This is a genomic window from Vibrio coralliirubri (assembly GCF_024347375.1).
GTDB lineage: Bacteria > Pseudomonadota > Gammaproteobacteria > Enterobacterales > Vibrionaceae > Vibrio > Vibrio coralliirubri.
This window is the reverse complement of record NZ_AP025470.1, coordinates 579,002-592,811: the sequence shown is the minus strand read 5'-3', so window position 1 is coordinate 592,811 and position 13,810 is coordinate 579,002. Positions and strand designations below refer to the sequence as shown.

9 protein-coding genes are annotated in these 13,810 nt (G+C 46.3%); all 9 read left to right on the top strand.

The features are described from left to right. Window positions 1-654: 654 nt before the first annotated feature. The 9 genes from OCV20_RS02955 to OCV20_RS02915 all read left to right on the top strand — a co-directional run bounded on the left by OCV20_RS02955 (window position 655) and on the right by OCV20_RS02915 (window position 13,789). A complete protein-coding gene (locus OCV20_RS02955) occupies window positions 655-2,337 on the top strand; it encodes an ABC transporter substrate-binding protein (RefSeq protein WP_017056650.1) in 1,683 nt (560 codons plus the stop codon). A 169-nt stretch (window positions 2,338-2,506) separates the two neighbouring features. Continuing rightward, window positions 2,507-3,493: an ABC transporter permease gene (locus OCV20_RS02950; RefSeq protein ID WP_017633262.1), complete on the top strand. Its 987-nt coding sequence runs from the start codon at window positions 2,507-2,509 to the stop codon at window positions 3,491-3,493. A 2-nt stretch (window positions 3,494-3,495) separates the two neighbouring features. Then, the gene (locus OCV20_RS02945; protein ID WP_017056648.1) at window positions 3,496-4,521 is read left to right on the top strand and encodes an ABC transporter permease; all 1,026 of its coding nucleotides are present in this window, start codon (window positions 3,496-3,498) and stop codon (window positions 4,519-4,521) included. 2 nt (window positions 4,522-4,523) lie between these two features. Further along, the gene (locus OCV20_RS02940) at window positions 4,524-5,507 is read left to right on the top strand and encodes an ABC transporter ATP-binding protein (RefSeq protein ID WP_048605693.1); all 984 of its coding nucleotides are present in this window, start codon (window positions 4,524-4,526) and stop codon (window positions 5,505-5,507) included. A gap of 87 nt (window positions 5,508-5,594) precedes the next feature. Then, the gene (locus tag OCV20_RS02935) at window positions 5,595-6,590 is read left to right on the top strand and encodes an ABC transporter ATP-binding protein (RefSeq protein ID WP_048605696.1); all 996 of its coding nucleotides are present in this window, start codon (window positions 5,595-5,597) and stop codon (window positions 6,588-6,590) included. Between the two features lie 98 nt (window positions 6,591-6,688). Then, window positions 6,689-8,410, top strand: a complete 1,722-nt coding sequence (locus OCV20_RS02930; RefSeq protein ID WP_086774158.1) for a glycoside hydrolase family 9 protein — start codon at window positions 6,689-6,691, stop codon at window positions 8,408-8,410. Window positions 8,411-8,412: 2 nt separating this feature from the next. Then, a complete protein-coding gene (locus tag OCV20_RS02925) occupies window positions 8,413-9,297 on the top strand; it encodes a glucosamine kinase nucleotide-binding domain-containing protein (RefSeq protein WP_086774159.1) in 885 nt (294 codons plus the stop codon). A gap of 12 nt (window positions 9,298-9,309) precedes the next feature. Further along, window positions 9,310-11,256 carry a beta-N-acetylhexosaminidase gene (locus OCV20_RS02920; protein ID WP_086774160.1) on the top strand — a complete coding sequence of 649 codons (1,947 nt, stop codon included), beginning with the start codon at window positions 9,310-9,312 and terminating at the stop codon, window positions 11,254-11,256. 127 nt (window positions 11,257-11,383) lie between these two features. Further along, window positions 11,384-13,789 carry a glycoside hydrolase family 94 protein gene (locus OCV20_RS02915; protein WP_050633604.1) on the top strand — a complete coding sequence of 802 codons (2,406 nt, stop codon included), beginning with the start codon at window positions 11,384-11,386 and terminating at the stop codon, window positions 13,787-13,789. Window positions 13,790-13,810: the final 21 nt, after the last annotated feature.

The window sequence follows — 13,810 nt, the reverse complement described above, 5'->3', positions numbered from 1 at the left end:
TTGTACGCCTCATAAACACAAAAAGTAGAATCCCAACGCTTACAACGCACTTTTTTCACGTCTTTAAACAAGGAAGAATTCACGCCAATTACGCACAGTACGTGCTGGTAACCGTCAGTACTTTTCGTTCTATTCTCAATCATATCTGACCGTTATCTGACTCTTTGTTGCAGTTTGAGAAGCGAGTCACAACAGAACGGCAGATTTAATTTTCTAGGGAAATTTAACGTAAAACTGGCAAGTGACCGAGATCTACAATTATACCAACGTAGGGTAAAGCATTATAATAAAAAGCCTTTGAAGTTAGTGACCACTTACAACCTGCAAGAACCACAAAACCAAATGCGAGTCACATCACCTTAACAATTGCGCACAAAAAACCACCAAAGCAACCTATTTTGACGTTAATGACGTGAGGTTGTGTGTTTTTAACGTTTTTGACGGGAAACGAGTTTGATTAATTCATCGATAAGGTGTTTTCTTACTCCTGCCAAAGGCCTACAGGCCACTCTTACCACTTCTCAGAATCAACGATGAATCTGGAGCAACGAAGAAGAGGTGGGCCTTTAACCAGAGTGTGTATCTACTAAACAATTTAGCGACAGATAACATTCAATCCATTAGTGAAATGAAAGCAAATAGTAAGGAACAGCTATGCTTGCCAATATAAAAAAAACAGCAATAGCAACAGCAATTATTGCAACTGCTACAACAGGTTTTGCATCAGTAGCAACCGCTGCAGAACGCAGTGAACTGACCGTTCACCCGAAAGAGTACACTACATTCGTACGTAACTTTAACCCGTACCTTGGTGCTACTAACCTACATACTACAACTGACTTCATGTATGAGCCGCTAGTAGTATTTAACGAAATGCACGGTAACACTCCAGTGTTCCGTCTAGCTGAAAACTTCAAGATGTCAGATGATCTGATGAGCGTTGTTTTCGACATTCGTAAGGGTGTTAAATGGTCAGACGGAGAAACTTTCTCTGCTGATGATGTTGTTTTTTCTTTCAACCTTGTAAAAGAGAAACCAGAGCTTGACCAATCTGGTATCAACTCTTGGGTAACTTCTGTAGAAAAACTGAACGACAACCAAGTTAAGTTCACACTAACAGAAGCAAACTCAAACGTACCTTACGAGATTGCTAAAGTACCTGTAGTACCTAAGCACATCTGGAAAGACGTTAAAGATCCATCAACGTTTACCAATGAGAACCCGGTAGGTTCTGGTCCATTTACAGAAATCGATACGTTTACAGCACAACTATACATCCAGTGTGCAAACCCGAACTACTGGGATGCAGACAACCTAGATGTTGACTGTCTACGTGTTCCACAAATTGCGAACAACGACCAATTCCTAGGTAAAGTTGTAAACAGTGAAATGGACTGGACGTCTTCTTTTGTTCCAGATATCGATCGTACATACGCAGCAGCTAGCCCTAAACACCACTACTGGTACCCGCCAGCAGGTACACAGGCATTCATCGTTAACTTCAAGCACCCTGATGCTGCGAAGCATGAAGCATTGAGCAACGTTGACTTCCGTCGTGCTTTCTCTATGGCTCTTGACCGTCAAACTATCATCGACATCGCATTCTACGGTGGCGGTACTGTGAACGATTTCGCATCGGGTCTTGGCTACGCGTTTGAAGCTTGGTCTGATGAAAAAACTCACGACAAGTACAAAGGCTTCAACACTTACAACGCTGAAGGCGCGAAGAAGCTTCTTGCTGACGCTGGCTTCAAAGATGTAAACAAAGATGGTTTTGTTGACACTCCATCAGGCAAGTCTTTCGAACTAATGATTCAATCGCCAAACGGCTGGACTGACTTCAACAACACAGTTCAACTAGCGGTAGAACAGCTGAACGAAATCGGTATTAAAGCGAAAGCTCGTACACCTGACTTCTCTGTTTACAACCAAGCAATGCTTGAAGGTACATACGACGTAGCATACACAAACTATTTCCACGGTGCGGATCCATACACGTACTGGAACAGTGCTTACAACTCATCACTACAATCTGGTGATGGTATGCCTCGTTTCGCAATGCACTTCTACAAAAACGACAAGCTAGATGGTCTTCTAAACAGCTTCTACAAAACAGCTGATAAGAACGAGCAGCTAGACATTGCACACGGTATCCAGCAAATCATCGCTGCAGACCAAGTGACAATCCCTGTGATGTCTGGTGCTTACATGTACCAATACAACACAACTCGCTTCACTGGTTGGTGGAACGAAGAAAATCCAAAAGGCCGTCCAAACATTTGGGCTGGTATTCCAGAGCGTCTACTTCATGTACTGGACCTAAAACCAGTTAAATAAGTAATCGTTCAATCCTTGCGGCGTAACCTCTTACGCCGCTTATAAAAATCCCCACACTATCAATTGAAAGTATGGCGCTAGTCGTCAGGGGATTTTTCGTTCCAAATTTCGCTAGGAGCGACCTGAATCCAGAAACAGGGAAACAATCTGGGTGAGTAAGGTGTGAGTTATGGGTTATTTTTTAAGACGTTTGTCATTTTATTTTGTCGCGCTATTAGTTGCTGCGACGTTAAACTTTATTATTCCAAGAGCAATGCCTGGTGACCCAGTTACCATGATGTTTGCGAACGCTTCTGTACAAGTTACTCCAGAGCGTATTGCTGCAATGAAAGAACTATTAGGCTTCGTTGATGGCGGTCTACTGGTTCAATACGTAGCGTACATGAAGAACATTCTTAGCTGGGAACTTGGTACATCAATTCAATTCTACCCACTTTCTGTAAACACACTGTTGGGTGGAGCATTCGGTTGGTCGCTTTTCTTAGCCGGCACCGCAGTTATTCTTTCTTTCTCGATTGGTTCAATCCTAGGTATTTTCGCAGCGTGGAAACGCGGCAGTAAGTACGATGCCTTCGTAACTCCAGGGATGCTGATTCTACAAGCCGTTCCTCAAGTTGTTATCGCAATGATTGCACTATTTACCTTTGCAATTGGCTTGAAGTGGTTCCCAACCGGTTATGCCTACACCGCAGGTACTATGCCTGACTGGACAAGCTGGGCATTCATTAAAGATGTCGCTTACCACGCCTTCTTACCACTGTTCTGTGCTTCTGTTGTTCAAATTGGTGGCTTCCTAGTAAACATGCGTAACAACATGATCAACCTACTAGCCGAAGACTACATCACCATGGCGAAAGGCAAAGGCCTGAGCGAAAACCGAGTGGTATTCAACTACGCAGCTCGTAACGCGATGCTACCTAGTGTGACAGCCCTGTCAATGTCGCTAGGTATGGCAATCGGTGGTCAGTTAATTATCGAAATCATCTTTAACTACCCAGGTCTTGGCAGCGTACTTTTCAACGCAATTAACGCTCGTGACTACCAAGTACTGCAAGGTCAGCTGCTTATCATGACGCTATTCATGCTGTTCTTTAACCTAGTTGCAGACATGCTTTACGTTGTTCTTGACCCTCGTCTTCGTAAGGGTGGTAAATAATCATGAAAGACTTTCTAAAACTCATTTGGCGTAACCCGATGGCCCTAACAGGCGTCATCATCCTAAGTATCTTTATTCTTGGCGCGATTGCAGCTCCATTGATCACTAAACATGTACCAGACAAGCGTACAGGCAACCCACATGAATACCCTGGTTTCGTAGTGAAGTCTGCACAAACTAACCCTGATGGCTGGGTTGCTCAAAACTTAGCAGACGATCGTCGTACATTGATCATGTCTAAAAAGGCGGACCACGTACTAGGTACAACTCGCATGGGTCGTGACGTTTGGTCTCAAGTAGTATACGGCGCACGCGTATCTCTTGCTGTAGGTTTTGGTGCGGGTCTAACCGTATGTTTACTGGCAACTGTTATTGGTGTTTCTGCAGGTTACTTCGGTGGTCGTGTCGATGACGTTCTAACAGCCGCAATGAACATCATGCTGGTAATCCCTCAATACCCATTACTGTTCGTAGTAGCAGCCTTTATCGGTGAGGCAGGGCCACTCACCATAACCTTGGTTATCGGCTTTATGTCCTGGGCTTGGGGTGCCCGTGTTGTTCGCTCCCAAACCTTAGCACTGCGTGAAAAAGAGTTTGTAAAAGCCGCTGAGGTTTTGGGTGAATCTTCATTCCGCATCATCTTCGTAGAGATTCTGCCAAACCTTATCTCTATCGTTGGCGCAAGCTTCATCGGTTCGGTGATGTACGCAATCATGATGGAAGCAACCATCTCGTTCCTAGGTCTTGGTGACCCGAACACAATCAGCTGGGGCATCATGCTTTACAACGTTCAAACCTCTTCATCAATGCTGATTGGCGCTTGGTGGGAGCTGTTGGCTCCTTGTATCGCACTGACACTACTTGTAACTGGCCTTGCTCTACTTAACTTCGCTGTCGATGAAATTGCTAACCCGCAACTGCGTTCTCACAAGGGTATGAAGCGTTGGAAAAAACTAGCAGCTCAAGACAAAGAAGAACGTGAACCAGAACTACCACCACAAAATGCACTTTGGAGCGGAGATAAATAATCATGTCTGAACCACTAATTTCTATCCGCAACTTATGCGTGGATTACATCACAGAGTCTGGCGATGTTCGTGCGTGTAACAACGTAAGTTTCGACATCGCTCCAGGTGAAGTCTTCGGCCTAGCTGGTGAATCTGGCTGTGGTAAATCAACCGTCGCTTTCTCTCTTATGCGTCTTCATAAGCCGCCCGCTTACATCAGTGGTGGTGAGGTTATCTTCAACGGTGAGAACATCCTTGAATACAGCGATGACCGTATGCAGTCGTTCCGTTGGAGCGAGATGTCGATGGTATTCCAGAGCGCGATGAACGCACTCAACCCAGTACTACCGATGGAAGAGCAGTTCTGTGACGTAATCATGCGTCACACCAACATGACTCGCGAGCAAGCTAAGCAACGCGCTGAAGGTCTACTTGAAATCGTCGATATTCACCCGAGCCGATTGAGTGATTACCCTCACCAATTCTCTGGCGGCATGCGTCAGCGCTTGGTTATTGCTATCGCGTTAGCACTGAATCCAAAGCTGATCATTATGGATGAGCCGACAACCGCACTTGATGTGGTTGTGCAACGCGAAATCCTACAAAAGATCTATGCACTGAAAGAAGAGTTTGGCTTCTCGATTCTGTTCATCACCCATGACTTGTCATTAATGGTCGAGTTCTCTGACCGCATCGGCATCATGTACTCAGGTGAGCTAATCGAAGTTGCTAACTCTCAAGATATTCTAGAAAACCCTTACCACCCTTACACCAAAGGGCTGGGAAGTTCTTTCCCTCCACTGACAGGGCCAAAGACAAAACTAGCAGGTATCCCAGGTAACCCTCTGAACCTGTTAGAGATCCCTGAAGGGTGTCGTTTCCAAGCTCGTTGTGACCGTGTACATGAAACGTGTACCAAGGTGCCAACCAAGCTGCGTTCTATCGACCCGGGACATTTGTCTAACTGTCACCTGTACGGTGACCCAATAGTACAAAGGAAGCTATAGCTTGCACGCTGACTCAGCGTGAATAACGAACAAGGCGGCTCGACCGCCTAAAAACAAGCAAAGCGAATAAGGATTCTGGAGACAATTATGAGCAAAGATTTCGGTCAATTATTGGTAGAAGGCAAGAATGTTGTAAAAGACTTCCCAATAAGCAGTACCACCATTCAAACCCCAATGATGCGTGCAATCAACGACGTGTCATTCAAGATGTACAAAAGCCGCGGCCTAGCAGTGGTTGGTGAGTCTGGTTCAGGCAAATCAACAACCGCAAAAATGATCGCAAAAATGTACGCACCTTCGGGCGGCACGATCGAATACAAAGGTCGTGATATTCAAGAGATCTCAAGCAGAAAAGATCTTATGCACTACCGTGAAGGCGTGCAGATGGTATGGCAAGACCCGTTTGGTTCATTAAACCCAACGCACAATATCTTCCACCACATTGCTCGACCACTGTTGATCCACAAGAAAGTATCTCCGGGCAACAAGAGAGAACTAGAAGAACGTGTTTACGATCTTTTAGAGCAAGTTGGTCTCATTCCGCCAAAAGAGACGGCGAAAAAGTACCCTCACCAACTGTCTGGTGGTCAGCGTCAACGTGTCAACCTAGCCCGCAACATCGCGGTAGGTGCAGAAGTTGTATTAGCCGATGAGCCAACGTCAATGCTTGATGTATCGATTCGTGCCGGTGTTTTGAACCTGATGGAAGAGATGAAGTTCGAGAAGCAAATGTCTCTGCTTTACATCACTCACGATATCGCAACCGCTCGTTACATCGCTGAAGATCTTTCAGTGATGTACGTGGGACACATGGTTGAATGGGGCGATACCGATGACGTAATTGCTAACCCTCAGCACCCATACACGCAATTGCTTGTTTCTGCTGTTCCAGATCCTAAGAAGTCGATCCACGAGCAACTTGCTGGCAACAAAGGGGAGATTCCTCTGTGGACACCAGTATCAGCAGGCTGCCCATTTGCAGGTCGTTGTACTCATGCAATGGACAAGTGTAAAGAGCAGCTACCAGGGGTTACACAGCTCGCTGATAACCACTTTGTGCGCTGTTACCTACACGAAAGCTAAGCAATAAAACCCAAGTTAGGGTCTGCGGGCCCTAACTATTTATATCCAAAACATTCAAGTACCTAGCCAATAGAAACTAGGACTGTCGGAGAATATTGATGCTGTTATTGACCAACCATATTGGCTATGAGTCCACAGGCCCCAAGCAAGCTATCCTACAAACTAAGAAAGCTCGCCTCTCTAGCACAACGGCTCTACTCGTTTGTGCAGATAACCATATGACTGTCGGAAGTTTTGATGTGGTTAAACAAGGTCGCGTAGCAAATTGGCATCAAGGGCAATTCTTCACTATCGATTTCAGTTCAGTCACTGAATCTGGTCGCTACTACCTGCGCTTTGACAACCTGCGCTCTGAAGTATTTGAGATTGGTAGCAACCTATTAATGAACCACACATTTTCTGATGTGCTTCATTACTTTAAGTCACAACGCTGTGGCGGTATTTTCGACAAAAAGGATCGACAAGCACAAATTCTAGATACCGACCGATACGTTGATGTCCACGGTGGATGGTATGACGCATCAGGTGATGTCAGTAAGTATTTTAGCCACTTGTCTTATGGTAACTACCTCAATCCACAACAAATTCCAATGGTCGTTTGGAACATGCTAAAAAGCGTACGCTTGACTAGCCATAACCCAGACTTCCCAAAATTCTCCATGACTCGTCTAACGGAAGAGGCTCTGTTCGGTGCCGACTTCTTAGTACGTATGCAAGACGCTGATGGATACTTCTATATGACGGTATTCGATAAATGGAGCAAAGATATCAACCAGCGCGATATCTGTGCTTATGCGACTCAAGAAGGTCATAAATCAACGGACTTACAAGCGGGCTACCGACAAGGTGCAGGTGTTGCTATCGCAGCATTAGCCGCAGCTTCTGAGCTTGAAATCTCTGGCAGCTACTCGAGCCACACATACCTTGAAACGGCTGTTAAGGGTTACTGGCACCTAAAAGAGTACAACCTCCAGTATCTAAACGATGGTGAAGAGAACATCATCGATGAGTATTGCGCCCTACTCGCAGCCAATGAGCTGTATCGCGTAACTCAAGATCAGCAATACTTAACAGAAGCCCGAACTTGGGCGACTCGTTTAATCTCTCGTCAGCAATCCGATGATTCATTTGAGCACTTCTGGTCTGCAAACTCTGATGGCTCTCGCCCATATTTTCATGCAGCAGAAGCCGGCCTTCCGGTGATTACACTATGCGAATACATCGACAACGAAAGCGATGCTGAATTAAAAGAACAGGCTCGCACAGTTGTTGAACAAGCTTGTCAGTTCGAAATCAACATCACCGACAAAGTCACCAACCCATTCGGCTACCCAAGACAGTACGTTAAATCTGTCGATGGTGATAAACGTGATGCCTTCTTCGTCGCTCAACAGAACGAAACTGGTTATTGGTGGCAAGGCGAGAACGCACGCCTTGGCTCACTCGCAACCATGGCTTACCTAGTTCAACCGCACATTAACGATAGCGAACTTCAAGAGCGCTTAATCCAGCTTTCACAAAATAGCCTTGATTGGATCTTGGGCCTCAACCCATACCACATGTGCATGCTCGATGGTCATGGCCATAACAACCCAGACTACCTGCCTCAGCTTGGTTTCTTCAATGCGAAAGGCGGTATTTGTAATGGCATCACGGCTGGTTTTGAAGATGAACAAGACATTGCGTTCAACCCTCCAGCACAAAAAGATGACATGCTTCAAAACTGGCGCTGGGGCGAACAATGGATCCCTCACGGCGCTTGGTTCCTATTAGCCACAGCGGCACAGTTCAGCTTCCTAGCTCAGCGTAAGGAGCAATAATAATGACTCTTTACTACGTCGGCATTGATGGTGGTGGTACTTCTTGTCGTGCTCGTATTCGTGACGACCAAGGCAAATTGATTGGTGAAGCGAAAAGTGGCAGTGCCAACATCCTTTTGGGTGTTGATGTTGCGATGAGCTCAATTATTGATGCCATCACAAAAGCGGCACAACAAGGGCAACTTAACTCTAACGATTTTTCAAATATGCATGTTGGCCTAGCACTGGCTGGTGCTGAGCAAAAATCAGCATGGTTCGACTTCATGTCACAACCGCACCCTTTCGCAAGCATGACACTAAATACCGACGCTTATGGCGCTTGCATTGGTGCTCACAATGGCCAAAACGGCGCAATCATGATTGGTGGTACGGGTTCTTGCGGTATCTACCTAAAAGACGGCGAGCAACATGTGGTTGGCGGTCGTGAATTTCCGATTTCAGATCAAGGCGGAGGCGCAGTGATGGGCCTTCGTTTGATTCAACAAGTCTTGCTTGCAGAAGACGGTATTCGCAGCAAAACCCCACTGACTCTACATGTGATGAATCACTTTAATAATGATGTGGATGCCATTGTCGAATGGTCAAAAGGCGCGATTCCAAAGGATTACGGTCAATTCTCACCAGTGATTTTTCAACTCGCTAACGAAGGTGACGAACTGGCTATCGATATGCTCAAGCAAACCGCGGCTGATATCGAAATGTTTGTCTTAGCACTGCATCGAAAAGGCGCTGACAAGGTGTGCTTAATGGGAAGTATCGCTGAGCGTATTCTCAACTGGCTATCACCACCAGTACAACAATGGATCGTAAAACCTCAATTCGACGCTATTGAAGGCGCATTGATGTTTGCCGGAAAACCACAACACAACTTGTATCAACAGGCTTAGCAGGGAAGTTATATGAATTATCGCATCGACTTAGCTGTTCTTTCTGAACAAAAAAATAACTGCCGATTTGGCCTTACGGTACATAACTTAAGTGACCTCGACGTAAAAGATTGGTCTCTGCACTTTGCATTTGATCGTTTCATCCTTCCAGAGAGTTTATCGCAAGGAGAGCTGACTCAAGTTGGCAGCTTTTGCTCGTTCACACCAAGTTCGTCAGTGTTAAAGGCCAACAACCATTACTACCTTGAATTCAGTATTCAAAGCGCACCATTCCGCTTCTATTCTGATGGTCTAAACGATGCCTTTATCCAGTCACATCATGATGGAGAAACATCGGTACTGCCTGTCGCGATATCACCCATTGTACTGGCTTCGCCATACCGTGAACGCAACCAGATACCTGAAGTGAATGCAGCTGAGATTGCATTGATTCCTCAGCCGAACCAGATCGAATTTCAGCAAGGTAGTTTCCCGCTAAGTAGCGAATGCGGAATTGAGGTTCAATCTCATCTTGCTGATAAGGCAGTATCTTGGTTCCAGCAAGAATTGCTCTCGACCTTTGAGTTGTCTCTTTCGAACGCGCTTTCAGCTGAACTTTCAAAAAACGAAAGCGGCGACATTCTATTTCGCAGCAACCCGACTTTAGACGAAGCCGAATACAAGCTGACCATCACTGCACAACAGATTATTGCTGAATCAGGCAGCCAGTCGGGCTTTACACACGCTGTGGCAAGCTTGATTCAACTAGTTCAACAACTGGACGCAGAGAACTTCTCTCTACCATGTTGCAAGATAGCCGACCAACCGCGCTTTAAGTACCGCGGCATGATGTTGGATTGCGCTCGTCACTTCCACTCAGTGGATCAAGTGAAGCGGTTAATCAACCAATTGGCGCAGTACAAATTCAACGTTTTTCACTGGCACCTCACCGATGATGAAGGCTGGAGAATTGAGATAAAGAGCCTGCCACAGCTAACAGAAATTGGCGCTTGGCGTGGTCCTGATCATGCACTAGAACCGCAATACACCCACATTGCGGACAACTATGGCGGCTTCTACACACAACAACAGATTCGTGAAGTCATTGAATACGCTGAGCAACGCAGCATCACGGTGATCCCAGAGATCGATATTCCGGGACACTGTCGTGCCGCAATCAAATCACTGCCTGAGATGCTGGTAGAGCAAGCGGATACCACTCAATACAAGAGCATTCAGCACTACAACGACAACGTCCTAAACCCAGGCTTGCCCGGCACTTACCAATTCTTAGACGCGGTTATTGAAGAAGTCGCAGAGCTGTTCCCGAGCGAATTGATTCACATGGGTGCAGACGAAGTGCCACCGGGCGTGTGGACCAACAGCCCTGCTGCTCAAGCATTGATGAAAGAACACCAGTACCAAGACAGCAAAGACCTACAAGGCCACCTATTCCGCTATGCCGAGAACAAGCTTAAGCAACTCGGCAAACGCATGGTCGGCTGGGAAGAAGCACAGCACGGCGACAAAGTGAGCAAAGAGACCATCATCTACTCATGGCTCAGTGAAGAAGCGGCTGTCAATTGCGCTCGCCAAGGCTTTGATGTGGTGTTGCAACCTGCACAGTTTACTTATCTCGACATGACCCAAGATTATGCACCGGAAGAACCGGGCGTAGATTGGGCTGCCGTTATCCCATTAGAACAAGCTTATACCTACGAAGCACTTGCTGAGATATCCGACACCGACCCAATTCGTAAGCGGATCCGCGGAATTCAGTGTGCTCTATGGTGTGAGATCGTCACCAACCAAAAGCGTATGGATTACATGGTATTCCCAAGAATTAGCGCTTTAGCTGAAGGATGTTGGACACATAAAAACAACCGAAACTGGCTAGATTACCTATCTCGCCTAAAGGGGCATCTGCCATTACTCGACAGACTCAATGTTGATTATCGCAACCCTTGGAAAGCTCAATGAAACAAACCAAAGCGACACTCACATCGAGTGGTTGCTGACTCAAATTAAGGTGCTCAGTTAGATACGACTCAGCATCACTATTTAAAAATTAGCTGCATAAATGCAGTTTGTTAAAAAGGAAATGACAATGAAATACGGCTATTTCGATAACGACAATCGCGAATACGTCATCACACGCCCTGATGTACCAGCACCTTGGACAAACTACCTAGGTACTGAAAAGTTTTGTACCGTGATTTCGCACAATGCGGGCGGTTACTCGTTCTACAATTCTCCGGAATACAACCGTGTTACTAAGTTCCGTCCAAACGGCACATTCGACCGCCCAGGACACTATGTTTACCTGCGTGATGATGAGACGGGTGATTACTGGTCTATCTCTTGGCAACCAGTGGCAAAGAGCCTAGATGAAGCGAACTACGAAGTTCGTCACGGCCTGTCATACTCAAAATTCAAATGTGAATACAGCGGCATTACCGCAACCAAGACGCTATTCGTACCTAAGGGTGAAGATGCAGAAGTTTGGGACGTTGTATTAAAGAACAACACTGACAAGCCAAGAACCATCAGCACTTTCTCGTTTGTTGAGTTCTCTTTCAGCCATATTCAATCAGACAATCAAAACCATCAGATGTCTTTGTACTCTGCGGGCACGTCTTACCAAGAAGGTGTTCTGGAATACGACCTGTACTACAACACTAACGACTTTGAAGGCTTCTATTACCTAGCTTCAACTTTCTCACCAGACAGTTACGATGGCCAACGTGACAACTTCCTTGGCATGTACCGTGATGAAGCAAATCCAATTGCGGTTGAAAACGGTAAGTGTTCTAACAGCGCTCAAACTTGTTACAACCACTGTGGTTCTCTGCACAAGCAATTTACGATTCAACCAGGTGAAGAAGTTCGCTTTGCGTATGTACTCGGTATCGGTAAAGGCAACGGTGAACGCCTACGTGAGAAGTACCAAGACACAGCAAACGTAGACGCCGCTTTCCAAGGCATCAAAGATCACTGGGACGAGCGTTGCAACAAATTCCAAGTTAAGTCGCCAAACGAAGGCTTAGACACAATGATCAACACGTGGACGCTATACCAAGCCGAAACCTGTGTGGTTTGGTCTCGCTTTGCATCATTCATCGAAGTTGGCGGTCGTACTGGTCTTGGTTACCGTGATACTGCGCAAGATGCTATTTCAGTACCTCATGCCAACCCACAAATGACCAAGAAGCGCATTATCGACCTGCTTCGCGGCCAAGTGAAAGCGGGCTACGGTCTACACTTGTTCGATCCAGACTGGTTCGATCCAGAGAAAGCCGACGTTGAGCCATCAAAATCACCAACGGTTGTTCCAACACCGTCAGATGACGACAAGATCCACGGCATTGAAGACACATGTTCTGATGACCACCTATGGATCGTTCCGACCATCATCAAGTACGTGATGGAAACCGGTGAGCACGACTTCTTCGATGAAGTGATTCCATACGCAGACGGTGGTGACGCGACAGTTTACGAACACATGAAAGCGGCACTGAACTTCTCTGCTGAATACGTGGGTCAAACGGGTATCTGTAAAGGTCTTCGAGCTGACTGGAATGACTGTTTGAACCTAGGTGGCGGTGAATCTTCAATGGTTTCATTCCTACACTTCTGGGCGCTACAAGAATTCCTAGATCTTGCTAAGTTCCGTAATAACGATGCTGACGTTGCGAAATACACAGAAATGGCTGCTAACGTTCGCGAAGCATGTGAAACGCATCTTTGGGATGACGAGGGTGGTTGGTACATCCGTGGTCTGACTAAAAATGGCGACAAGATCGGTACCGCTCAACAAGCTGAAGGTCGTGTACACCTTGAGTCAAACACGCTAGCCGTTCTATCTGGCGCGGTATCTCAAGAACGCGGTGAGAAAGCGATGGACGCTGTTGATGAAAACCTTTTCTCTGAATACGGCCTACACCTAAACTCTCCATCATTCGCAACACCAAACGATGACATCGGCTTCGTAACTCGCGTTTACCAAGGCGTAAAAGAGAACGGCGCAATCTTCTCTCACCCTAACCCATGGGCTTGGGTAGCAGAAGCGAAACTAGGTCGTGGTGACCGTGCTATGAAGTTCTACGACGCACTGAACCCGTACAACCAAAACGACATGATTGAAACACGTTACGCAGAACCATACTCGTACGTGCAGTTCATCATGGGTAAAGATCACCAAGACCACGGCCGTGCAAACCACCCTTGGTTAACGGGTACGTCGGGTTGGGCTTACTTCGCGGTAACCAACTTCATTCTTGGTGTTCGTACAGGCTTTGAAGGCTTAACGGTTGATCCTTGTATCCCGACTGATTGGCCAGAGTTCGAGGTTACTCGTCAATGGCGTGGCGCGACTTACAACATCACAGTGCAAAACCCGAATGCAGTAAGCAAAGGCGTTGCCTCTATCACTATCAATGGTGAATCAGTTGAAGGCGCAATCCCAGTACAAGCAGAAGGCAGCGTGAACGATGTTGTCGTTGTTCTAGGCTAGTCACGCAATTTAACGAACAGC